The organism is Bacillus sp. FSL H8-0545 (genome assembly GCF_038006105.1).
Lineage (GTDB): Bacteria > Bacillota > Bacilli > Bacillales > Bacillaceae_G > Bacillus_A > Bacillus_A cereus_U.
In genome coordinates, this window is sequence record NZ_JBBOUO010000001.1 from 3,425,264 (window position 1) to 3,450,390 (window position 25,127).

A 25,127-nucleotide genomic window follows, 5' to 3' on the forward strand; every position below is an offset into this window, starting at 1 on the left:
AGCAAAAAGACTATTGCTTTGTAAAGTATTTTTTCTTAACAGAGCCATCTTTTTTCCTTACATGAATGGAAACTTCAATCCACCTAGTCCTTTTTTCTTACCTTTTTGCATTCCCGTCATCGTCTTCATCATTTTTTTCATATCATCAAATTGCTTGATTAGACGATTGATTTCTTGTACCGTTGTACCGCTACCTTTGGCAATGCGCTTTTTACGACTAGCATTGATTATTTCCGGTTGTTCTCGTTCTACTTTAGTCATAGAACGAATAATTGCCTCAATATGCCCAATTTGTTTTTCATCAACTTGTGCATTTTTCAGCCCTTTAATTTTATTTGCACCAGGAAGCATTCCTAACAATTCGTCAAGCGGTCCAAGTTGACGCACTTGTCCAAGTTGTTCTAGGAAATCGTCAAGCGTAAACGAAAGCGTACGCATTTTTTGCTCAAGTTCTTTTGCTTTCTCTTCATCAACTGTAGCTTGCGCTTTTTCAATTAATGTTAAGACGTCACCCATCCCTAAAATACGGGATGCCATACGTTCTGGATGGAACGCTTCAATTGCATCTAGTTTTTCACCCATACCAGCAAATTTAATTGGTGTATTTGTTACAGCCTTAATAGATAATGCCGCACCACCGCGCGTATCACCATCTAATTTCGTTAATACAACACCTGTTAATCCTAACTGTTCATGGAAACTTTGTGCTACATTTACCGCGTCTTGTCCTGTCATCGCATCGACAACAAGGAAAATTTCATCCGGTTTCGCAACTTCTTTGACTTTCGCTAATTCATCCATTAGTTCTTCATCAATATGCAGGCGACCCGCTGTATCGATTAAAACATAATCGTGATGATCTTCTTTTGCTTTCGCAATCGCTTGTTTCGCAATTTCAACCGGACTTACTTGATCTCCTAAGGAGAAAACAGGCATGTCCAATTGCTTCCCTAATGTTTCAAGCTGTTTAATTGCTGCTGGACGGTAAATATCCGCTGCAACAAGCATCGGTTTACGATTATGCTTTTTTCGAAGCAAATTCGCAAGCTTACCTGTCGTCGTTGTTTTACCCGCACCTTGCAGACCAACCATCATTATAACAGTAGGTGGCTTATTAGCAACAGCAATTTTGCTTTGCTCTCCGCCCATAAGTTCTGTAAGTTCTTCCTGTACGATTTTAATTACTTGTTGTCCAGGTGTCAAACTTTTCATTACATCTTGTCCGACAGCACGCTCAGACACACGCTTTATAAAATCTTTTACTACTTTAAAGTTAACATCCGCTTCTAAAAGAGCTAGACGAACTTCTCTCATCATTTCTTTCACATCGGCTTCAGAAACTTTTCCTTTGCCGCGGATTTTTTGCATTGTCTGTTGAAGTCGGTCGGCTAATCCTTCAAATGCCATATTGCCGCCCTCCTAATCTAATTTTTCGATAGCTTCAACAACTTGTTTCATTTCTTCATACACATGCTCTTCTTCGCTGATTAGCTGTTTTAGCTTTGCAACAAGTCGCTGTCGCTCTTGAAACTTTTGAAGTAATACTAATTTATCTTCATATTCTTCAAGCATCGCTTCAGTCCGTTTAATGTTATCATACACGGCTTGGCGACTTACATCAAATTCTTCCGCAATTTCACCAAGAGATAAATCATCTAGATAATAAAGCGACATATAACTTCTTTGTTTTTGCGTTAACAACGATTGATAAAAATCAAATAAATAATTCATTCTCGTTGTTTTCTCGAGCATGTTGGATCATCCTTTGTTAAGTGATTTCCCTTTACATGATTTAGTTTACATGGAGTACAAAAGAGTGTCAAGTTTTTTTCTTAACATCACATATTTTTATAGAAAAAGAAGCGGAAATACCGCTTCTTTCACTTACACTTCTTCTGTTTCTACTAAGTTCGCAAACAAACCATAAACATATTGTTCTGGATCAAACTGCTGCAGATCATCCATTTGCTCTCCTAGCCCAACAAATTTCACCGGAACATCCATTTCGTTACGAATCGCTAAGACGATACCACCTTTAGCAGTTCCATCTAACTTCGTTAAAACAATACCAGTAACATTTGTTGCTTCACGGAATGTTTTCGCTTGGCTTAAGCCATTTTGTCCTGTTGTTGCATCAATAACTAGTAATACTTCATGAGGAGCCCCTGGTACTTCACGCTCAATTACGCGCTTCACTTTCTCTAACTCTTTCATTAAGTTTACTTTATTTTGTAAACGTCCTGCTGTATCACATAGTAATACATCCACTTTACGGGCCTTTGCCGCTTGTACAGCATCATACATAACCGCCGCTGGGTCAGATCCTGATCCTTGTTTAATTACTTCTACACCAACACGATCGCCCCATACTTCTAATTGTTCAATCGCCCCAGCACGGAATGTATCTCCTGCCGCCAATAGGACAGACTTACCTTCTGATTTAAATTTATGTGCAAGCTTACCAATCGTCGTCGTTTTCCCCACACCATTAACACCAACAAATAAAACTACCGTTAATTGATCCTCTTGTATATTAACTTCATTACTAAAGTCGCTGTCACCTTTGTAAATTCCCACTAGCTTTTCAGAAATAACAGCCTGTACTTCTTTCGGATCTTGAATGTTACGACGTTGCACTTCTTCTTTCAACTGATCAATTAATTCCATCACTGTCGAAACTCCGACATCCGCACTAATTAAAATTTCTTCTAATTCCTCAAAGAAATCTTCGTCTATTTTACGGTAACGGTACACTAAGTCATTTACTTTATCAGCAAATGAATTTCTCGTTTTTTCTAATCCTTGTTTAAACTTCTCTGTTACCGTATCCGTTTGTTTTGAAATTTTTTCTTTTAATTTTTTTAAAAAACTCATACTTCCCATCCTTCCTATCTACTTGCAACAAGTTCTTCGCCATCATCTAAACGAACAGAAACAAGCTTCGATACCCCTGATTCTTGCATTGTGACACCGTACAATACATCAGACTCTTCCATTGTACCTTTTCGGTGTGTAATTACAATAAACTGTGTTTCATCACTAAATTTCTTTAAATACTGCGCAAAACGAGCAACGTTTGCCTCATCAAGAGCTGCTTCTACTTCATCTAGTACACAGAATGGAACTGGGCGTACTTTTAAAATACCAAATAAGAGCGCAATTGCCGTTAAAGCACGCTCTCCCCCTGAAAGTAAACCTAAGTTTTGTAGTTTCTTTCCTGGTGGTTGCGCTACAATGTCAATACCAGTATTTAGTAAATCTTCTGGATTTGTCATTACTAAATCCGCTCTTCCACCTCCGAATAGTTCAGAGAATACATATTGAAACTCTGTTCGAATCCCTTCGAACGTAGTAGAAAAGCGTTTTTTCATCTCTTCATCCATTTCCATAATAAGTTGATGCAATGTCGATTTCGCTTCTTCTAGGTCATCTCTTTGCTCTAATAAGAATGTATGGCGCTCTGCTACACGTTCATATTCATCAATTGCCCCTAAATTTACTGCGCCTAACTCTTCGATGGATAGTTTAATTAGTTTCACCTTTTTACGTGCATCTTCTGCCGGCATCATCATTGTATACTTAAGTTTTGCTGCTTCAAATGAAATAGTATATGTTTCACGTAAATGTTGCAATCTATTTTCCAGCTCTACATCAAGTCGGTTAATTTTCACTTCTTGATCTTTCAGCATCTCAAGAATATATTTATGTTTACCTATTGTTTCTTTCGCACCGCGCTCTAAATGCTCGACTCTTTCTTGCAATGATACGCGTTGTTCACGACGAGAACGAATTAACTCCGAAGTTTGATTACGATCATACGCTTTCTTCTCAATCATATTCGTAATTTGTTCTTCGCCACTTGAATTAGATGTCATCTCTTGCTTTAAGAACGCTAAATCTTCCTTCGTTTTTACAAGCGTCGCATCAGTCTCTTCTTTTTCCTTCGTCAATCGTTCGACTTTTTCTTTTTGATTAGACAAACGTTGTTGTTGTTCAGCAGCTTGTACTTTTAGCTCCGTCATTTCCTTCTGAACTTTTTCTTTTGAAGAATGTTGTTCACTTTTTTGTTTCGTTAAAACGACGATTTTGCTATCTAATTCCCCAATCTCTGCTTGAAGAGTCGCTAAAATCTTTTCTAACTCTTCTTTACGCCCTTGCATTTTTACTTGATCTTGTAAAAATCCTTCAATCTCTAAATCGTAAATCGATAAACGATCATTAATACGATGTTCATCTAATTCTAAACGATTAATTTCTTCTCTTAGCTTCTGTTCATCTACACGTTCGGTCTCTACACCTTGGCGTAGCTCTCGTATTTGTACTTCTTTTTCTTGAATCTCTTGCTTTACTGCTTTAACAAAGTTTTCTAGCTTCGTTGTTTTTTCTTCCATGTCAGTTAGTTTTTTAGTCCACTCTTCAAGTTCACGTTGACGTCCCAATAAAGAGGATTTCGCCTGTTTTACAGCTCCACCCGTCATAGAACCACCCGGATTCACTACGTCACCTTCGAGTGTTACAATACGATAGCGGTATTGCAGTTGTTTCGCTAACTCATTTGCTCCGCGTAAATCTTTCGCAACAACAACAGTACCTAATAAACTGGAAACTACATTCTCATATTTATTATTGTACTGCACAAGTTCTGCCGCTACACCGACAAACGATGGATGCTGATTCACAATGCGTAATTGATCAAATGATAGCGATCGGCTTTTAATAACAGCTTGAGGTAAAAACGTTGCACGGCCATGTTTATTTTGCTTTAAAAATGCAATTGCATTACGAGCATGTTCTTCTGTTTGTACTACGATATGTTGCATCGCTGCCCCAAGGGCGATTTCCATTGCGATTTCATATTCTTTCGGCACAGTCAGAAGTTCTGCAACAGCTCCCTCAATACCTTGTAGCCTATTTTCTCTAGCCTTTAATACTTCACGTACCCCTTGATAGAAGCCAGAATAGTCCTCTTGCATCTCTTCTAACATTTCTTTCCGAGAGCGCGCCTGTTGCACAAATTGATACGCTTGATACAGTTTCGTTTCATTTTCACTATACTGTGACTTACATTTCCCAAGTGCCGTTTCTGTCTTCTGTATGTTAGAAATAATGCCAGCTATTTTCTCTCTCGCTTGCTCATAACTTTCTACAAGTTTCGCCTTTTTCGCTGTAATTCCCACACGCATCTGTACATACTTTTCATTTTCTTCATCAAGTCGTTCGTTTTTAGAGTTTTGCTGTTTTGATTGTTCTTCAATCATAGATAATTCATTACGAAGACTTGCTTGTTGATTTAAAAGTTCAATATAGTCACCTTTTAAATTCTCAATTTGTTCCTCTAAATTCTCAGCAAAAGTCGCAAGTAATTGCTCGTTATCATGCAATTTCTTCTCCAATTCTTTTACTTGATTCACAAATTGCATTAACGCTTCTGTACTTGTTTCAATTTCGTCATCATAACTTGTAGCTTTCTCTGTTAACTCAACAATTAGCTTTTCAAGCTGCGCACAATGCGTCGTTGCATTTTGCTTCCTTTCCTTTAACAGCTCGCGTTGCCCTTCTAGTTTTTCTAGTTCTTTACTAGACAGAAGGAGAACTTCTTGTAAGGAATTTACAGATTCATCAACGGCTTGTAATTGCCCGCGTAATTCCTCAAGCTCTTCTTCACTTTTTTGTAAGTTCGCCGACATTTTAGCTTCTTCATCTTTATTATGCCCAAATTGATTTCGAAGCGCTTCCCACTTTTCATGTAATTCTTCAATTTCATGTACAATAAGCGCAGCTTCTACTTTCTCTAATTCTTCTTTTTTCTCAAGATAATCTTTCGCAATAGAAGCTTGTCTTTCTAGTGGTTCTACTTGACTACTTAATTCGTGAATAATATCTTGTACACGATTTAAGTTTTCTTGTGTTTCCGCCAATTTCCCTTCAGCTTTCTTTTTACGAAGTTTGTATTTCAGCACACCCGCAGCTTCTTCAAATACACCACGACGTTCTTCTGATTTACTACTCAAAATCTCTTCGACTTTCCCCTGGCTAATAATTGAAAAAGCTTCTCTTCCCATACCAGAGTCCATAAATAAATCAATAATATCTTTCAATCTACAAGATTGTTTATTAATATAAAAATCACTATCACCCGAACGAGATACACGACGCGTTACACACACCTCGTTATATTCAATCGGTAAGCGTTGGTCTTCATTATTTAAAGTTAATGTAACTTCAGCAACATTAACCGCTCTTCTCGTATCACTGCCGGCAAAAATAATATCCTCCATCTTTGCACCGCGTAATGACTTTGCAGATTGTTCACCAAGTACCCAGCGAATTGCATCAGTAATATTACTTTTCCCGCTCCCGTTAGGTCCTACTACAGAAGTTACACCTGGAACAAAATCGACAGATACACGCTCAGCAAAAGATTTAAATCCTGCTATTTCTAATCTTTTTAAAAACACGAAAGGCCTTCCTCCTATTCTCCGTTGTTGTAAACGTTGTCTGTACGAAAACAAGCTACTATACGGATTTCCCACTCCTTTTATTTATAAATAAAAGGAAAGTTTCATTCTATGCATAAGGAATCCCCCTCATTCAAAGGGGGATTCCTTATGATTGTTCTTTTAATTTTTTCAATGCTTCTGCAGCAGCTTGTTGCTCTGCCTCTTTTTTTGACTTACCACTTCCAAGACCTAATGCCTCATTATTTAAAGTTACACGGGACACAAATTCTCGGTTGTGGGCCGGTCCTTTTTCTTGCAAAATTTGATACTCAACATTGCCACTACCATCACGCTGAATCAATTCTTGCAATTGACTCTTATAATCCATCACATGAGAAAAAGCACCTTCATTAATTTTTGGATATACAACTTCTTTTAAGTATCCCCAAACTGTTTCTAGCCCTTGATCAAGATAAAGGGCACCAATAAACGCTTCAAAGACATCCGCTAATAAAGCTGGTCGTTCACGTCCACCCGTCATTTCCTCACCTTTTCCTAATAAAACAAGGCTACCAAATGACATTTCGTTTGCAAAACGAACAAGAGATGGCTCACATACAATAGCTGCACGTAGTTTTGTTAACTCTCCTTCGCTCATTGTCGGATATTTTTGAAACAGATACTGTGATACAGTGAGTTCCAATACAGCATCGCCAAGAAATTCAAGACGCTCATTGTCCTCATGCGGTTTTTTTCGATGCTCATTCACATACGATGAATGCGTAAATGCTTGAATCAATAATTTTTCATCTGTAAACGTAATACCTATCTTTTCTTGAAATACTTTAAAAGCTTCACGATATTTTGTTTCGTATTTTTTTTCTCTATGTTTTCGGTACGGCATAGGTCCCTCCAGATATAAGCCGAGAAGCCCCGTTAAAAAACGGGACTTCACTTAAGCATTATAGATGACTCTCTATGTAAGTCACAGCATCGCCAACAGTAGCAATCTTTTCAGCATCTTCATCAGAAATTTCCATTTCGAATTCATCTTCTAATTGCATTACAAGTTCTACTACATCTAGGGAGTCTGCGCCCAAATCTTCTTTGAAGCTTGCAGCTGGTACTACTTCAGTTTCTTCTACTCCTAAACGATCAACGACAATTTTTGTTACACGCTCTAAAACATCTGCCATTTTATTCACCTCCCCTCAAATATTATATAAAATATTGTCCAAAAAAACTAGGTGAAATCGATTCTTTTATTACATTACCATACCGCCGTCAACATTTAACGTTTGACCTGTAACATATTTACTTTGATCAGAAGCGAAAAACGTTACAGTATTTGCGATATCTTGTGCTTCTCCAAACTGAGCCGCAGGAATTAATTTTAACATTTCTGCTTTTATATTTTCATCTAATACATCCGTCATATCAGTCGCAATAAACCCTGGAGCAATTGCATTTACAGTAATATTTCGGCTCGCTAATTCTTTTGCTGATGTTTTTGTTAATCCAATTACACCAGCTTTAGCAGCTACATAATTTGCTTGTCCTGGGTTTCCTGTTACCCCAACAACAGAAGCGATATTAATAATACGTCCATGACGTTGACGCATCATATAGCGCGATACTGCTTTCGTACATAAGAAAACACCTTTTAAGTTTGTATTAATAACTGTATCCCATTCTTCTTCTTTCATACGCATTAATAAATTATCTTTTGTTACACCAGCGTTATTTACAAGAATATCAACTTGTCCAAACGTATCTACAGTTTGTTTCACCATACTTGTAACATCATCAGCATTTGCAACATCTGCTCTTACTGCAATGGCATCTGAACCTAATTTCTTTATTTCATCAACTACTTCATTCGCCTTTTGCTCATTACCAGCATAATTTACTACAACATTTGCCCCTTGTTTCGCTAAATCAATGGCAATCGCACGACCAATCCCACGTGAAGCACCAGTTACTAATGCTACTTTCCCTTTTAACATCAGCTTTCTCCTCTCAAATTTGAAATGGTATCTTTTAATGTCTCTTCATCATATATCGCATATGCTTTCACTGAAGAATCAATCGACTTCATAAGACCAGCAAGTACTTTTCCAGGTCCGATTTCAATGAATGTATCTACCCCTTGATTCACCATATACTCAATAGATGGGTACCATAATACAGGCGAATAGAGCTGTTCAATTAGCTTTTCTTGAATATCTGTACCACGTGTAATAACATCCGCCGTAACATTTGCAATAATAGGAATATTCGTGTCTTGAATTGTAATTTCATTTAAAACACTTTGGAATTTCTCAGCAGCTGGTTTCATAAGCGAGGAATGAAACGGTCCACTTACTTTGAGCGGAATTGCTCTTTTAGCGCCATTTTCTTTCGCTCTTTGAGAAGCAAGTTCTACTCCTTGCTTTGTTCCAGAAATAACAATTTGCTTCGTACTATTCATATTAGCAATTTGCACTGCGTATCCTTCACTTGTTACTTCTTCTGTAACTCGTTTCAGCATATCCGGATCCGCACCTAAAATAGCTGCCATTGCACCTTCCCCGCCTGGAACAGCTTCTTCCATATATTCCCCGCGTTTCCTTACAGCATATACAGCGTCTTCAAATGTTAATGCACCAGCAGCTACAAGAGCACTATATTCACCCAAACTATGTCCTGCGACAAAATCAGGTGTAATATCATACTCCTTCAAAGCTGTTAAAATTGCAAAGCTCGTTGTTAATAGTGCCGGTTGCGCATTTGTCGTTAATGTTAACTTTTCCTGCGGTCCTTCAAAAATCACTTCTGAAAGAGAATCATGCAAAACCTCATCCGCTTTTGCAAACACTTTCGCAACCTCTTTATTATTCTCCGCTAACTGTCTACCCATTCCAACTGCCTGTGAACCTTGGCCCGGAAAAAGAAATGCTATTTTTCCCATTTCAAATCCTCCTCTTATTGAAGCGGCTCCTTCTCCATTACACTTGAAATTGTAGGAATTACTTCTTTCGCTACCATTTCTCTCGTTTGACGAATCGCACTAAATATCGATTGGTCATTAGAAGAACCGTGAGCCTTAATGACAGGAGCTTTCAATCCAAACAACGCCGCTCCTCCATACTCCGAATAATCCATTTTATCTTTCAATACCATAAGTTTTGGTTTTAATACCGCTGCTGCTAATTTGCTCGTAAACGAACTCATTAATTGTTCTTTTAACATAGAGAATAACGCAAGTGCTGTTCCTTCTAATGATTTTAGCGCTACATTACCCGTAAAACCATCACATACAACAACGTCTGCTACACCTTGCAATAAATCTCTTGATTCAACGTTTCCAACGAAATTAATTGGTGCATCCTTGAGCATAGCAAAGACCTGTTTTGAAAGCTCGTTTCCTTTACCATCCTCTGTTCCAACGTTTAAAAGTCCAACGCGTGGATTTTTAATTCCTCTTACCTTCTCTGCGTAAACAGAGCCCATTACTGCATATTGATATAAATGAATTGGTTTTGCATCAACGTTGGCTCCAACATCTAACATAACAAAACCTTCTCCATCAACAGTTGGCATTGTAGGTGATAAAGCTGGTCGTTCAATTCCTTCCATACGACCAATAACAAACAATCCAGCTGCCATCAAAGCTCCTGTACTACCTGCTGATATACAAGCATCCGCTACGCCGTCTTTTACTTGCTGCGCCGCTAGTACCATTGAAGCTTGTTTTTTTCGACGAACCGCTCTTACTGGTTCGTCTGTCGATTCAATTTTTTCGTCTGTATGAAGTATAGTAATTCGTTCTTCACTCGTTAAATATTGACGAATTCCCTCTTCTTTCCCTACTAACGTAATATGTAAATCTGAGTATTCCTTAATAGCTTTCATTGCTCCTAATACTACAGCCTTTGGTGCATGATCGCCGCCCATTGCATCTATTGCGATTTTCATAAGTTGTTACCTTCCTCACTATAATTACTAGATCGATACATTTCAAAAGTGCCTGTAAAAACAAGTTCTTCTCCTACAAAGCTACGCACTTTGACAACCGTCCGTCCTTTATCATTCTCTACATCTTCAACACGTGCTTTTGCAACAACACGCTCTCCTAATTTTACAGGACGAATATATCGAATGGTGGACTTTGCAGTTAAAGCTAATTCTTCATCAATAACCGCAACAGCTAGTGAGTTTGCTTGCGCAAACAAATGATGCCCACGAGCAATTTGATTTCTTTTAAATACATGTTCTACCTTTACTTCAAAGATAGAAATCGCATGTCTATCTAATTCTATATCGATAATTTCTCCGACAACCTCTTCTAACGGTAAAGATTTCACATCTTCTTCATGTTGTTTTGTAGCCACATGCTTAATTCGTTCTCTTAATTCAGGAATAGATAATTCCATACGATCAAGACGAACAGTTTGTATGCTCACTTGAAATTTTTCCGCTAAATCTTCATCCGTTATAAAAGGATTCGTTTCTATTGTTTGTTGTAATAATTCTTGTCTTTCTTTTTTACTTCTTCTTTTTTTCATACCGCACCATCCATTTTTTATGACTAGGTACTAAAAGTAGTATATAATCATTAAAAGTAGAATGCAACAAAAACTTTTGCAGACTACTTTTAATCGAGCTTCTCTCCCTGGAACACACCTGTCCCATTAAGATAAGTACGCAGCGAAGCATACTGATCATTATGCCAAAACGCTTCTGAATCAACTAGTATCGCCGCATCTTGTCTTGCTGTTTCTAACGCCCGATAATCATGCACCATATCAGCAACCTTAAATTCTGGTAGACCACTTTGCTTACTTCCAAAGAAATCCCCAGGACCTCGTAACTCTAAATCTTTTTCTGATAATACAAATCCATCATTTGTTTCAGTCATAATGCGCATTCTTTCTTTTCCCGTTTCTGATTTTGGGTCCGCAATTAATAAACAATAGGATTGTTCACTACCACGCCCAACACGCCCCCTCAGCTGATGGAGCTGTGATAAACCGAAACGTTCCGCATCATAAATAACCATAACAGTCGCATTTGGTACATTCACACCTACTTCAACAACTGTTGTCGACACAAGAATTTGCACTTTATTTTCACTAAACTGTCCCATTATCTCTTCTTTTTCTTGGGATGATAGTCTCCCATGCATTAATCCAACTTGGCATTTCCCTTGATAATGATGAGTCAGCATACTATGTAAGTCGATAGCATTTTGTACATCAAGCTTCTCAGACTCTTCAATAAGAGGGCAAATAACATATGCCTGTCTTCCTTTTTTTATCTCTTTCTCCACAAAGCCGAGAACACGATCTAACATATCATGTTTTGCCCAGTACGTTTCGATTACCTTTCTACCAGCTGGCATTTCATCGATAATAGAAACGTCCATCTCTCCAAATGCAGTGATAGCTAACGTACGCGGGATTGGGGTCGCCGTCATAAACAACACATCTGGACTTTCACCTTTCTCACGTAAAACCCGGCGCTGCGCCACACCAAATCGATGCTGTTCATCGGTAATAACGAGACCTAACCTATGAAATATAACTTCGTCTTGAATTAAAGCGTGCGTCCCAACAAGGATATCTACCTCTCCTTGTTCTAATCTCGACAAAATTTCTCGACGTCTCGCACCTTTAACAGAACTTGTTAGCAATTCAACCTTCATACCGAAATGTGAAAACGTCTCCGCGAGCGACTGATAATGTTGTTCGGCTAAAATTTCTGTAGGAACCATCAAAGCACCTTGATAATGAGCCAATTTCGCCGCATAAAGAGCAATCGCAGCAACAACTGTTTTCCCAGAACCTACATCCCCTTGCAATAATCGATTCATTCGGTACGGAGATGTCATATCTTTCATTATTTCATCTACAACCCGGCGTTGTGCACCAGTTAACGGAAACGGAAGTGCATCAGTAAACTCTTGTAATTCTACTAATGAAATTTCTTTTTTCGTCCCTTTCGAGTTTTCCCTTTCCATTTTCCGTAATGTTTGCATTTTCAACTGAAACAAGAAAAACTCCTCATATACAAAACGGCGACGCGCTTGCTTTAAGTCTTCCTGTCCCACTGGAAAATGTAACCCTCTGAGCGCTTCATAGCGTGATAATAATTTATATCGACTTAACAAACCATCTGGTAACACTTCGACTATAGAATCTCCATACTCCTTAAATGCTTGTGCAACAAAACGGCGCATCTGTTTTACTGTCAGTTTTCCTTTCACTGAATATACAGGTTCTACTTCTTGTTGTCGTACAACCGGTCCAAAATTCAGTTCTGATACAGCAATTGTTTGGCGATGCTGATCCCATTTACCAGTAATCGTTACCGTTTCATCTAGATTTAACTTTTGTTTATAGTATGGTCTATTAAAACATACAGCTGTAATTAAATAACGACCGACGAGAACACGAACTGTAAGACGTGACTTCTTCTTCCCATAATATTGCAGTAAAGGAGCACTATGAACTTTCCCCTCAACTGTTACACGCTCGTCATGCTTTACTTCAGCAAGATCTTTCATCGCATAGTCTTCATAGCGGTACGGAAAATGTTCTAATAGATGAGAAACTGTATAAATTCCCATCTCGTGTAACAACTCAGATGTTTCTCCTCCGATTCCCTTTACATCCGTAACAGGAACTTGTACAACTTCATTCAAGATTCTCACGCTCCGTCACATTATTTTATTTGATTCATTCTATTGATTATCCATTAATATCATTGACATCTGTAATTGCTCTCTTTCACCTTATATATTCTATCATAGGCATTCTAAGAGAAACTACTCTAATCCCTCTGTATAAAGTGAAACTATAATCAGTGGGGGTTTTGTTCATCCCCCACTGATTATTAGCCTTCACCAATCGGGCGTTTACGGGCAGTTTATCTCCCACCTAACTTCTTTGCTCCAGCCAAATTTAGGGGTGGAAGTTTTACTGCCCACAAATAGCGGGATAAAACAAAGTTGTACAATACGTAAGAAAAGAGCCTCACTATTAGCAGCAAGGCTCTTTTCTATCATCAATATGCTAGCCTTTTGAATAAAAACTAGTAATAAATTTCATATCACTATTTCTTATCCATTAGCAAGTGAGTAACCCATTTATTTCCAAATCAAATCTTATCTTATTCTACAGAGAAGATGAAAGAATACACCGGTTGGTTCCCTGCATGTACTTCTACTTCTGCATCTTCAAAGTTCTCTTCTACAAATGCAACTAATTCAGCCACTTCTTCATCTGTTGCATCTTCACCTTGTAGGATCGTTACGATTTCAGAATCCTCATCAATTAGCGCTTCTAGTAATTGCTTTGCAGCTCCTACTTTCTCAGCATTTGTAGATACAATTTTCCCATCTGCAAGACACATGAAATCATCTTTTTGAATCGCTACACCGTCAATTTCCGTATCACGAACAGCATACGTAATCTGACCTGTTTTCACATGAGCTAAAGCTTCTTTCATGTTTTCTTCATTCTCTTCTAGCGTTCCAACTGGATTAAATGCTAACATTGCAGCCATACCTTGAGGAACTGTTTTTGAGCGAATAACAATAACTTCTTGTTCTACAACTGACGCTGCTTGTTCTGCTGCCATCACGATATTCCCGTTATTTGGTAAGATGATGATTTTTTCAGCATTCGCCTCTTCAATCGCCTTCACAATATCCTCCGTACTCGGATTCATCGTTTGGCCACCTTCGATAACTTTCGTTGCGCCAATGCTCTCAAATAAAGTTTTAATACCCGATCCCATAGCTACAGTTACAATACCATACGGTTGTTTCTCTATTGGCTGATTCGTTTGTTCAGGCACCATGGTAGGTTCATCTAATAAAGCAGTATGCTGTTCACGCATATTTTCTACTTTGATCTTAATTAGACTACCGTAACGTTGTCCATAGTTCATAGGTTCTCCAGGATGTTCCGCATGAATATGAACCTTTACAACCTCATCATCCGATACAACAAGTAGTGAATCTCCGTACACACTAATATCTTCACGGAATTTTTGTTCAGAGAAATTATGTTCCTTCATTTTTTCAGGCTCTAATTTCACCATGAATTCCGTACAATATCCATACTTAATATCTTCTGTACTCAATTGGCTTTGTACACTACGGTGATGTTCTGCGCGTACCATGTCATTCATAGATGGTTGGGCAGGCATATTAGAAGAAATCGTTTCTCCTTTTAAGTCAGCTAAAAATCCTTCATACACAACAACAAGACCTTTACCACCGCTATCTACAACGCCAACTTGTTTTAATACAGGTAATAAATCTGGCGTACGATTTAACGATGCGTTTGCTTCTTTTACAACGTCTTCCATAAACAAAACAAAGTCGCGCTGTTTTTTCGCAACTGTCACTGCATATTTACCCGTTTCTCTTGCAACCGTTAAAATCGTTCCTTCAATTGGTTTCATAACCGCTTTGTAAGCTGCCTCTACTCCAGCTTCTAAAGCTGCAGCAAAATCAACTGTCGTTAATTCTTCTTTTTGTTCAATGGATTTAGAGAAACCACGGAATAACTGAGATAAAATAACCCCAGAGTTACCACGAGCCCCCATTAATAATCCTTTGGCTAAACTTACGCCGACTTTACCAGCATGCTGTGAAAGATTTGCTTTCACTTCACGTGCGCCTGAAGTCATTGATAAGTTCATGTTTGTACCGGTATCGCCATCTGGAACTGGAAATACGTTTAATGCATCAACAAGCTGAACATTATTTGTTAAATTATTGGCTCCTTGAATGATCATTTGTGATAAACGTTTTCCATCAATTTTTTGAATTGACACAGATTTTCCTCCTTAATGCACATTACAAGTTTATTACTTTAACTCCTTGTACGTAGATGTTTACAGAATCTACTGCTAGTCCTACAGTTTGATCTAATGTATATTTCACTTTAGTCTGCACGTTATGTGCTACTTCTGAAATTTTCGTACCATAGCTCACAATAATATACATATCAATATGTACTTCATCTTCATCTTTACGAACAATAACGCCTCTAGTGAAGTTTTCTTTTCGTAAAATGTCTGTTAATCCATCTTTTAACTGATTTTTTGATGCCATACCTACGATACCGTAGCAATCTACTGCGGCACCTCCAGCAATTGTTGCAATTACATCTGTACTAATATCAATTTGACCGTACTTCGTTTTAATTTCAATTGACATCTCGTTTCCCCCTTCATAAATGGTGAAAGTGAGCTAGACTACTTTAGTTACTATCATATAATCTTTTCAAAGAAAATTCCATCGTTCTTTCTTTTTCACTCTCATATTTTATGTTTTAAATTACATTTTTTTATGATGAGCAAAATAGTCCATTGTTATTATACAACATGTACCACTATAATATGTCAAGCAATTTTTCTTGATTTCACCTTTTCTTCATTGACATATAGTGTCAAGTATTTTTTCTTGATTTCTTTTTCCTACGGTGTTGCATTCTCTTTTTAGTTGTGTTAAATTATAGTAGTGTTTTTAGCATCGCATAAAAGGCTAACATTGAAAAATTACGTATGTTACGGTAGTTAAGGGAGGGAAATATAAATGGCTCGTGTTTGTGCTATCACTGGAAGAAAAGCTCGTTCTGGTAACTCTCGTTCTCACGCAATGAACGCTACAAAACGTAAATGGGGCGCTAACCTTCAAAAAGTTCGCGTACGCATCGACGGAAAAGTTCAACGTGTTTACGTTTCTGCTAGAGCATTAAAATCTGGCAAAATCGAACGTGTTTAATAATAAAAAAAAGAGCCGCTAGGCTCTTTTTTTATTATACCAATGGAAAAAGCACCGGTAATAGGTGCTTTTTTTAGTCTTTTTTGAAGGTATTTAACATCGCACGAACAATTCCACCAAGAAATTTAGGTAACTTAATTGTATAAAATCTCATGGTTTCCCTCCTAATCCCCATTACTCCACTTGTTCACTATATGATGCAAGGAGCAAAATTGTTTCTTCAATCAGTGCTTCTTATCATCATTAATATGCCAGAAGTAAATGAAAAATTACCTTTTTCCTCAATGAGTTCATTACTAATACAAAGTGTCGATCCCCACTCTATTGTTTTATTAGTAAGAGGGTACTTAAAACCGTGAAGTGTAATACCTTCTACCCTTTCAGTAACTGGTACAAATGATACGTATGGAAAATGTTCGTTTCCTTCAATTATATACATACCAAACTTTTTCACCATTATTTCATTTTTATTGTCCACAATACACATTTCTATGTTTACTTCTAATCCCTTTAAAAGCATCTGAATATTTGCTAAACCATGATCAAGTCTTCCACCAGTAGCACCAAAAATACGAATTAACTTTGGTTTCTGTTCTAAAGCCCAGCTAATTGCAATTTCTAAATCCGTTTGATCTTTTTCTCGCGGGACAATATGTAATTCATTTGTCTGCTGTCCCATCCATGCTAATTCCTCATCAGTAACTGAATCATAATCCCCAAACGCAACAGCCGGAGTGATTCCCCTTTTCAACAAACGGTACACTCCTCTATCAACGGCCGCCCAAACTACTTCTTCATTTTCATACCGAGAAAAATCTGCGCAGTATTCTGCAGGTCCTCCCGCTAAAATATGAATAATCATTTTCCCTTCCCCTTCTATTGTAAAAAGGCAATCTGCCATTCGGTAGATTGCCTTTCTCCTTATTTGCCACTCTAACATGTATAAATAGTGAAGTCTTAATGAACTAGAAGCTTCACTAGGATAACGGTTCATTCTTTATCCGCGAATTACACGAATTGCTTCACCGCGGTCTTTTTGATTGTATACTGCTGATCCCGCTACAAGAACATTCGCTCCTGCTTCAATACAAAGTCTTGCTGTTTCAGCGTTGACACCACCATCAACTTCAATTTCCACTTGTAGATTTCGCTCTTTAACCATTTCTGCAACTTGTTTGATTTTCGGTAATACAGAATGAATAAATTTCTGTCCGCCAAATCCAGGATTTACTGTCATAAGTAATACCATGTCTATATCTTCTAATACATGCTCAATCGTTGAAACTGGAGTATGTGGATTTAATACAACTCCCGCTTTAATGTCATGAGATTTAATTAACTGAATTGTACGATGTAGATGTGGACAAGCTTCTACATGGACAGTAATAATATCAGCTCCTGCTTTTGCGAAAGTTGGGATATAGTTATCAGGATTTTCAATCATTAAATGTACATCTAACGGTAATGATGTAATCGGACGGATTGCTTCTACAATTAATGGTCCAATCGTAATATTTGGTACGAAATGTCCATCCATTACATCGACGTGAATGTAGTCAGCTCCACCTTTTTCTACATCTTTAATCTCTTCCCCTAATCTTGAAAAATCTGCTGATAAAATCGATGGTGCAATTTTAATCATGACTAATACCTCGGCTTTCTCTCTCTAATTTCTTCTACGAATTGTTTGTAATTCTTATAACGATATTCGGTAATCTTTCCTTCTTCAATCGCAGCTTTCACCGCGCATTTCGGTTCAGCAAGGTGTGTACACCCTCTAAATTTACAGTATTGGCTCGCTTCTTTCAACTCTGGAAAACAATATGTAAGATCTTCTACCTCTATATCTATGAAATCAAGCGAACTAAAACCAGGTGTATCCGCAACAAGTCCGCTTCCAACTGTAATTAATTCCACGTGTCTTGTCGTATGCTTTCCACGTCCTAAATGTGAAGAAATATCATTAGTTTTCAATTCTAAATCTGGACGTAATACGTTTAGCATTGAAGATTTCCCAACACCAGATTGGCCTGCAACGACGGAAATACAACCTTCTAAGAATGGTTTCAGAATATCAATACTTTCCGATGTATTTATAGAAGTAAACAACACATCATAACCCATTTCACGATAATCATTTGCATAAGATTCAACAGTTTCTCTCATTTTTTCATCTACTAAATCCATCTTACTAATACAAATAATCGGTTTAATGTTATGATATTCAATCAATACTAAAAATCGATCTAACAGTCCTGGATTAAAATCTGGTTCTACTGCAGAGAAAACAAGAATAGCTTGATCAACATTAGCAATAGGAGGTCTAACAAGTTCATTTTTTCGATCAAATACTTCTAACACATAACCTTCATTCGGATTATCCGCTTGAAAAACAACTTGGTCTCCTACAAGTGGTGTAATTTTATTCTTTCTAAATACACCACGCCCGCGACATTGTGTAATCCCTTCCTCATTCTGCACATAATAAAACCCACTTAGAGCTTTTACAATTTTTCCTTCTGGCATATAATTCTCCTTTATTTTGTATAAAATGAAACTGCAATTAAATATGAATAGACTAGAGTTCTTTAAACAATTATTTCAAAACCCACCAAATATATATCCAGGTTCATATATTTAATCTACCATCAAATTTGAAATATTATTTACAACAGTATCACTTTTACAGCTTTTTGAATCATATATTTTTGCCTGTTATACAGTCCACGATGTAGACAGCATAACAGGCAAGAGTAGTGAATTCCATCTTCTATATAAGGACGATGGAATTCACTATTATTGAGCTGGATATGGTACTTCTTTGTCCATAATCGTTACTCCATCTCGGACAATCTTATAGTGTCCCTTTGCACCTTCTTGAATTACAAATTCTAAAGAAATAATCGCTGACTCAGTAATTGTTCTCGTTTCAACTGGTTTATCCATTTTTTGCTGCATATCTTCTTTATAAATTTCTATTGTTTGCGGCTTTTTATCACCTGTTGCAGAAGCTTCATATGGGATAGAAATGTTATCCACTTTTACCGTTTTCGTCACTTTAGGCTTCGGACCATCGGAGATAACAATCGATACTTTATCTCCTTCTTTTAAAGGTGTCCCAGGCTTTGGTAACTGTGAAATAACAAGGCCTTTATCAACCGTATCTGAATACTCTCTTTTTATATCAGAAACGAGCTTTCTTTCATTTAAATAACCTTTTACACTATTTTCAGTCCACCCTGAAAAATCACCTGGTCTTATTTGATAAGGCCCTTTACTTACCCAAACTTTCAGTTCTTGTTCAGCTTCTATAACCATTTGATCAGGCGTTGGTATTTGCTCTACAATTTCACCTTTCGGCTTATCATTTTCAATATAATTTATTGTAACTTGTTTATATTTTTCTTCTAACTCAGCTCTTATACTATCGAAATCTTTTCCTGTCAAATCACGCATCTTACTTTTCTTTTTCCCACCTGATTGATAGATAGTAATTTTAGAGTTTTCTTTCACTACTCTTCCTGCTATAGGATCTGTTTTTATCACTTTTCCGGCTTCAACATCATCTGTATATACAAGATTAGGTTCAGTAACTTCAAACCCTTTTTCAACTAATGTATTTACAGCTGTCGTATATTTCATACCAGCCACATCAGGAACCTTCACATCTTTCGGAATAAAGAAGCCTGGAATAACAGTAAGTGCTAAGGTTATCCCTATTGCTAAAAGTAAAAATGTTGTAATTAAAACTTTCAGCCATTTAGTACTTCGTTTTTTCTTCTTACCTGATTCGGTCTCTTCTTTTCTTACTTGTTCATCCACTTTACTTCCTTTTAATACAATCGTTTCATCACTTACATTTTGAAATAGTTGTTCTTGTTGAATAATTGGAATCGCTTTCGTTGCTTCCATATCTTCTGGTATGTAAAATGGTTGTTCATTTATTCGTTCTGGGTATAGTGCTGTTTCAATATCTCGTTTCATCGCGTTAGCAGATTGATATCGATGAAATGGATCTTTCGCAGTCGCCTTTAATATAATATTTTCAACACTTTGTGGAATATTTTCATTCCATCTTTTTGGAGATGGCATTTCATTTTGTAAATGTTTTAACGCAATTGCAACAGCAGATTCACCAGAAAACGGTTGTCTTCCTGTTAACAATTCAAACATAACAATCCCAAGTGAATAAATATCTGATTGTTTATTCGCTATACCGCCGCGCGCTTGTTCTGGTGATAAATAATGCACCGAACCGAGCACCGAATTTGTATGTGTAATCGTTGCTGCACTTGTAGCTGTCGCAATTCCAAAGTCTGTTACTTTTATCACTCCGTCATCTCGAATCAAAATATTGTGCGGTTTAATATCGCGATGTACAATCTCAAAATGATGGGCGTGTGCCATAGCGGACGTTAACTGCTCCATTATATCAAGAGCTTCTCCTATCGGTAACATCCCTCGATCGATTATGTATTGCTTCAATGTTCGTCCAGGTACATATTCCATTACAAGATAATATATACCATCCTCTTCCCCAACATCATACATATTCACAATATTTGGATGCGACAACGTTGTAACAGATTGCGCTTCTCGATGGAAACGTTTAATAAACTCTTCATTATTTGAATAGTCGAGTCTTAATATTTTTACCGCTACATCTCGGCCAAGTATATCATCATGAGCTAAATATACATTGGCCATTCCTCCACCGCCAATCATTTTCAGCAGCTTATAACGGTCATTTAAGCGTTTTCCAATCAGCACGTTGCACTTCACCTACTTTCGTTTGTCGAATCCGCATAATCAATAATAACGAGGGTGATATTATCTTCTCCACCACGATCATTTGCTAATTGAATGAGATGCTCTCCCTTCGCCTCGAGCTGTTCATTCAATTGTAAAATTTGTTGCATATCAGCCATAGGGACTTTGTTAGACAATCCATCAGAGCAAAGAAGCAATTGATCGTCTTCTTCGAGCACCAATGTTTTAACATCTAGTCCGACTTTTTCTTCTGTTCCTAACGCTCTTAACAGAACATTCTTTTTCGGGTGATATTCTGCATCTTCTTTTGAAATTTCACCGTGCCTAACAAGTTCATTTACAAGTGAGTGATCTTCCGTTACAAGCGATATTTCTCCCTCTGATGCCATATAACAACGACTATCTCCTATATGACCTATTGTTACAAAACTAGGTGTACAAATCGCCACGATAACCGTTGTTCCCATGCCATTACATTCTACATGCTGCTGAGAGTAAGCATATATGCGCTCATTAATAATTCCAACGTTAGTATGTAACCACTTTTCTACCTTTTTAGGCTCATTCATATTATGCGTTTGCTTCCAATAATCATGGAATAATTGAATAGCCATCGAGCTAGCTACATCGCCAGCTCGATGACCTCCCATTCCATCTGCTACTACCGCTAAAATATTTCCATCTAAATTGCGAAAAACTCCTGCACTATCTTCATTATGTTGACGAACTTTCCCTTTATCCGATAGAAACACGGCTTTCATCTCGTCACCTCGTCTCTTCTTTGCGCTCCTTTGCACGCAACTGACCGCAGGCTGCATCAATATCATGACCTTGTTCACGGCGAATTGTTACATTCACTCCACGATCTTTTAGCGTCTTTTCAAATAAGAAAATTTGCTCTCGTGGCGTACGTACATAATCACGTTCTGGCACGTAGTTTACCGGAATTAAGTTTACATGACATTTTACACCTTTTAAGAGCGCAGCAAGTTCTTCAGCGTGCTCAACTTGGTCATTTTCTCCTCCAAATAAGCCATATTCAAATGTAATACGACGCCCTGTTCTATTTACATAGTATTTAACAGCTTCCATTAAATCAGGTAGCTTATAAGCACGGTTAATCGGCATTAATTTTGAACGTATCTCTGTATTTGCAGCATGCAATGAAATCGCAAAATTGATTTGCATATCTTCTTCAGCGAACTTATAAATTTTTGGAACAATTCCACTTGTTGAAACTGTCATATGTCTTGCACCAATATGAATTCCTTTTTCATGATTTACAATGCGTAAGAATGACATCAAATTATCATAATTATCAAATGGTTCTCCAATTCCCATAACAACAAGAGAACTTACACGTTCTTCTGTTTCATCAAGCGCACGCTGAACTTCTACTACTTGCGCTACAATTTCTCCAGCCTCTAAGTTTCGTTTTAACCCACCAAGTGTAGATGCACAGAACGTACAGCCAATGCGGCAACCCACCTGTGTTGTTACACAAATGGAATTTCCATACTCATGTCGCATTAGTACAGTTTCAATAGAGTACCCATCATATAACTGGAATAGGAATTTAATCGTTCCATCCGAAGACGTTTGTTTTACTAAAGTGTTTAAAGTAGTAATATCAAAGGAATTCGACAATTTATCGCGCAATCCTTTAGCAAGGTTTGACATATCCTCATAATTTTTTACACGTTTTTTATATAGCCAATCAAAAATTTGTCCTGCACGGAACTTAGGTTCTCCTTGTTCCTTTAACCAATCTTGCATTTCATGAAGTTGTAAAGAATAAATTGATGGTTTCTTTGTCTCTAGATTTTTCTTTTGTTTTTTTACAGTCGTTTCCATGATGCTACACCTTCTTTCTTAAACAAGCAATATAAAAGCCATCTGTTGCAAAATAATGCGGTAAAATTCGTACTTGACCTTCATCAATATACGGATTTAACTTTTCTGGCATACGATCTTTTATCGTAGTATCCCATTCAAATTCAGGATGCTCTTGTAAAAATTGCTTTATTACTTGTTCATTTTCTATTTTTTCAATTGTGCACGTACTATAAACAAGGCGACCACCTTGTTTTAACAATGGTGCTATTTTTTCTAGTATCGCAAGTTGAATCGTTGATAACCTTTCACTATCGCCCTTATCTTTACCTAACTTAATATCAGGTTTACGTCTAATAACACCAAATCCAGAACATGGTGCATCTACTAATATTTTGTCAAAAGATTCATTTGCAAAATGATCTTGAACTTTTCTAGCATCTAAAGCCATCGTTTCTACATTTTCTAAACCAAGTCTCTTCGCCTGTTGTTCAATTAAACGTACTTTATGTGCGTGTAAATCAAGCGACATTACCTTACCAGTTCCGTCCAAACGCTCTGCAATATGAGTTGTTTTTCCGCCAGGAGCAGCACAACTATCTAGAACTGCATCTCCTTTATTCGGTTCTAAAGCACGTGCTACAAGCATTGAGCTTTCATCTTGAATAGAAAGGAAACCTTTTTTGAACGCTTCTGTATGTGCGACATTTCCTCTTTCAATTTGAATTGCATCCTCTGACAATTCGCCACGTTTTGCTTCTATACCCTCATCAGCTAATAACGCAACCGCTTCTTCTACCGTTACTTTATCAACATTTACACGTGCTGTTGGTACAGGTGGCAACATATTTACTTCACACATTTTCTCTGCTGTCTCTAAACCATATTCGGATGCCCATTCTTGTACAAGCCACATTGGGTGACTCGTTGCAATTGCAAGACGTTCTACTGGATTTTCGATTTCTTCTAACGAAGGTACACCTTCTCGCTGAATTGAACGCAATACTCCGTTCACCATACCTGAAATCCCTTTATGCCCACGACGCTTTGCAATCTCAACAGCTTCATGAATAGCCGCTCTTTCGGGAACTCGGTCTAAATATAACATTTGATATAAAGATAGGCGAAGCAACACTCTTACCCACGCTTCAACCTTTTTTCTTAAAAATGGTTGTAAATAATAATCTAGTGTGTCACGACGTTGAATTGTTCCATATACCATTTCAGTTAATAAACCAATATCTTTTCTGTCAATTGTATTTTTTTCGATCAGATTATTTAAAAGTAAGTTGCTATATGCACCACTTTTTTCTACTTGAATTAAGCCATCCAGAGCTAACTCACGAACATTTTGTCTCATGCATTTTCTCCTAACTTCGTACCAATTTCAGGTTTTGTTCCACGTAAAAATTGTGAACAACTCATACGCTTTTTACCAGACGGTTGCAATTCAGTGATTTTAACACCTGTCTCATTCCCTGTTGCAACAACAAATCCATCTTCTTCAAGAGCTACTATTGTACCTGGTTCAGCTTTCTCTGTAATAGAGATTTTCTCTCCCCACCATACTTTAATAACTTGTCCTGCCAAAGTCGTATAAGCAACTGGCCATGGATTCAATCCGCGAATGTGATTGTATACTTCTTCACCTGTTTTTGTCCAATCAATTATCTCTTGCTCACGTTTAATATTATATGCAAACGTCACTTCAGCTTCACTTTGTTTAATTGGTTCTAGTTTACCCTGAATTAGTAAAGGAACCGTTTTAGATAAAAGGTGTGCTCCTGCTTCGCTTAACTTATCAAATAATGAACCTGTTGTTTCACGCTCTTCAATTTCTACTTCTACTTGTGTTAATATATCGCCAGCATCTAATTTTTCTACCATATACATAATTGTAATACCTGTTTTCTCTTTACCTTCCATGATCGCATAATGAATTGGTGCACCACCGCGAAGTTCTGGAAGTAATGACGCGTGGACATTAATACATCTATACTTTGGCGCTTCTAAAATTTCATTCGGTACGATTTGTCCAAATGCCGCTGTTACAATTAAGTCTGGCTCTAGTGCTAATACTTTTTCATATTCGTCTTTTTCACGAATTTTTAACGGTTGTAATACTGGAATACCATGTTTCTCCGCTTCTACTTTAACAGGAGTAGGTGTTAAAACCTTTTTTCTACCAACTGGACGATCCGGTTGCGTTACAACACCCACTACGTCATATCCGTCCTCGATAAGACGACGAAGCACCGGCACAGAAAAGTCCGGTGTCCCCATAAATACTACTTTCATCATTC

General features: G+C 37.5%; 23 protein-coding genes. 1 reads left to right on the plus strand and 22 read right to left on the minus strand.

Annotated elements, in window-relative coordinates:
- Positions 1–57: 57 nt before the first annotated feature.
- From ffh to MHI07_RS17935, 13 genes are all read right to left on the minus strand, one after another.
- A complete protein-coding gene (gene ffh / locus MHI07_RS17875; RefSeq protein ID WP_002111383.1) occupies positions 58–1,407 on the minus strand; it encodes a signal recognition particle protein in 1,350 nt (449 codons plus the stop codon).
- 12 nt (positions 1,408–1,419) lie between these two features.
- A complete protein-coding gene (locus MHI07_RS17880) occupies positions 1,420–1,752 on the minus strand; it encodes a putative DNA-binding protein (RefSeq protein ID WP_002160734.1) in 333 nt (110 codons plus the stop codon).
- Between the two features lie 132 nt (positions 1,753–1,884).
- Positions 1,885–2,874: a signal recognition particle-docking protein FtsY gene (ftsY, locus tag MHI07_RS17885; RefSeq protein ID WP_002160733.1), complete on the minus strand. Its 990-nt coding sequence runs from the start codon at positions 2,872–2,874 to the stop codon at positions 1,885–1,887.
- Positions 2,875–2,888: 14 nt separating this feature from the next.
- Positions 2,889–6,458: a chromosome segregation protein SMC gene (gene smc / locus MHI07_RS17890; RefSeq protein ID WP_002160732.1), complete on the minus strand. Its 3,570-nt coding sequence runs from the start codon at positions 6,456–6,458 to the stop codon at positions 2,889–2,891.
- 148 nt (positions 6,459–6,606) lie between these two features.
- Positions 6,607–7,344, minus strand: coding sequence for a ribonuclease III (rncS, locus tag MHI07_RS17895; protein ID WP_016106003.1), 738 nt, complete (start codon positions 7,342–7,344; stop codon positions 6,607–6,609).
- A gap of 58 nt (positions 7,345–7,402) precedes the next feature.
- Positions 7,403–7,636: an acyl carrier protein gene (gene acpP / locus MHI07_RS17900; protein WP_002014515.1), complete on the minus strand. Its 234-nt coding sequence runs from the start codon at positions 7,634–7,636 to the stop codon at positions 7,403–7,405.
- A gap of 69 nt (positions 7,637–7,705) precedes the next feature.
- Complete coding sequence (fabG, locus tag MHI07_RS17905) at positions 7,706–8,446, minus strand: 3-oxoacyl-[acyl-carrier-protein] reductase (RefSeq protein ID WP_016106004.1); 741 nt, start codon at positions 8,444–8,446, stop codon at positions 7,706–7,708.
- On the minus strand, positions 8,446–9,390 hold the full coding sequence (fabD, locus tag MHI07_RS17910) for an ACP S-malonyltransferase (RefSeq protein ID WP_002160730.1): 945 nt from the start codon (positions 9,388–9,390) through the stop codon (positions 8,446–8,448). The genes fabG and fabD overlap by 1 nt, the downstream gene beginning before the upstream one ends.
- A 14-nt stretch (positions 9,391–9,404) precedes the next feature.
- Positions 9,405–10,397, minus strand: a complete 993-nt coding sequence (gene plsX / locus MHI07_RS17915) for a phosphate acyltransferase PlsX (RefSeq protein ID WP_002160729.1) — start codon at positions 10,395–10,397, stop codon at positions 9,405–9,407.
- Entirely contained in the window at positions 10,394–10,987 is a 594-nt protein-coding gene (fapR, locus tag MHI07_RS17920) for a transcription factor FapR (RefSeq protein ID WP_000747352.1), read from the minus strand. The genes plsX and fapR overlap by 4 nt, the downstream gene beginning before the upstream one ends.
- An 89-nt stretch (positions 10,988–11,076) precedes the next feature.
- Positions 11,077–13,125, minus strand: a complete 2,049-nt coding sequence (recG, locus tag MHI07_RS17925) for an ATP-dependent DNA helicase RecG (RefSeq protein ID WP_078172931.1) — start codon at positions 13,123–13,125, stop codon at positions 11,077–11,079.
- A gap of 467 nt (positions 13,126–13,592) precedes the next feature.
- A complete protein-coding gene (locus MHI07_RS17930) occupies positions 13,593–15,269 on the minus strand; it encodes a DAK2 domain-containing protein (RefSeq protein ID WP_002160728.1) in 1,677 nt (558 codons plus the stop codon).
- A gap of 22 nt (positions 15,270–15,291) precedes the next feature.
- The gene (locus tag MHI07_RS17935) at positions 15,292–15,654 is read right to left on the minus strand and encodes an Asp23/Gls24 family envelope stress response protein (RefSeq protein ID WP_000021109.1); all 363 of its coding nucleotides are present in this window, start codon (positions 15,652–15,654) and stop codon (positions 15,292–15,294) included.
- Between the two features lie 378 nt (positions 15,655–16,032).
- Here MHI07_RS17935 and rpmB point away from each other — a divergent pair, with 378 nt between their 5' ends.
- Positions 16,033–16,221 carry a 50S ribosomal protein L28 gene (gene rpmB / locus MHI07_RS17940; RefSeq protein ID WP_000124776.1) on the plus strand — a complete coding sequence of 63 codons (189 nt, stop codon included), beginning with the start codon at positions 16,033–16,035 and terminating at the stop codon, positions 16,219–16,221.
- Between the two features lie 73 nt (positions 16,222–16,294).
- Here the strand turns inward: rpmB and spoVM are convergent, their stop codons facing one another.
- The 9 genes from spoVM to fmt form a co-directional block, all read right to left on the minus strand.
- Entirely contained in the window at positions 16,295–16,375 is an 81-nt protein-coding gene (gene spoVM, locus MHI07_RS17945; RefSeq protein WP_001213599.1) for a stage V sporulation protein SpoVM, read from the minus strand.
- Between the two features lie 66 nt (positions 16,376–16,441).
- The gene (locus MHI07_RS17950) at positions 16,442–17,122 is read right to left on the minus strand and encodes a thiamine diphosphokinase (RefSeq protein ID WP_033714868.1); all 681 of its coding nucleotides are present in this window, start codon (positions 17,120–17,122) and stop codon (positions 16,442–16,444) included.
- Positions 17,123–17,218: 96 nt separating this feature from the next.
- The gene (gene rpe / locus MHI07_RS17955; RefSeq protein ID WP_002111395.1) at positions 17,219–17,863 is read right to left on the minus strand and encodes a ribulose-phosphate 3-epimerase; all 645 of its coding nucleotides are present in this window, start codon (positions 17,861–17,863) and stop codon (positions 17,219–17,221) included.
- Positions 17,864–17,865: 2 nt separating this feature from the next.
- The gene (rsgA, locus tag MHI07_RS17960) at positions 17,866–18,747 is read right to left on the minus strand and encodes a ribosome small subunit-dependent GTPase A (RefSeq protein WP_016106007.1); all 882 of its coding nucleotides are present in this window, start codon (positions 18,745–18,747) and stop codon (positions 17,866–17,868) included.
- Between the two features lie 270 nt (positions 18,748–19,017).
- Entirely contained in the window at positions 19,018–20,991 is a 1,974-nt protein-coding gene (pknB, locus tag MHI07_RS17965) for a Stk1 family PASTA domain-containing Ser/Thr kinase (RefSeq protein ID WP_215579443.1), read from the minus strand.
- Positions 20,992–20,999: 8 nt separating this feature from the next.
- Positions 21,000–21,752, minus strand: coding sequence for a Stp1/IreP family PP2C-type Ser/Thr phosphatase (locus MHI07_RS17970; protein ID WP_215579446.1), 753 nt, complete (start codon positions 21,750–21,752; stop codon positions 21,000–21,002).
- Between the two features lie 4 nt (positions 21,753–21,756).
- Positions 21,757–22,845 (minus strand): 23S rRNA (adenine(2503)-C(2))-methyltransferase RlmN, encoded by a 1,089-nt coding sequence (rlmN, locus tag MHI07_RS17975; protein WP_002014500.1) that lies wholly within the window; start codon positions 22,843–22,845, stop codon positions 21,757–21,759.
- Positions 22,846–22,849: 4 nt separating this feature from the next.
- Positions 22,850–24,184, minus strand: coding sequence for a 16S rRNA (cytosine(967)-C(5))-methyltransferase RsmB (gene rsmB, locus MHI07_RS17980; RefSeq protein WP_078179790.1), 1,335 nt, complete (start codon positions 24,182–24,184; stop codon positions 22,850–22,852).
- Positions 24,181–25,125 carry a methionyl-tRNA formyltransferase gene (gene fmt / locus MHI07_RS17985; protein WP_002160723.1) on the minus strand — a complete coding sequence of 315 codons (945 nt, stop codon included), beginning with the start codon at positions 25,123–25,125 and terminating at the stop codon, positions 24,181–24,183. The genes rsmB and fmt overlap by 4 nt, the downstream gene beginning before the upstream one ends.
- Between the last annotated feature and the right edge of the window lie 2 nt (positions 25,126–25,127).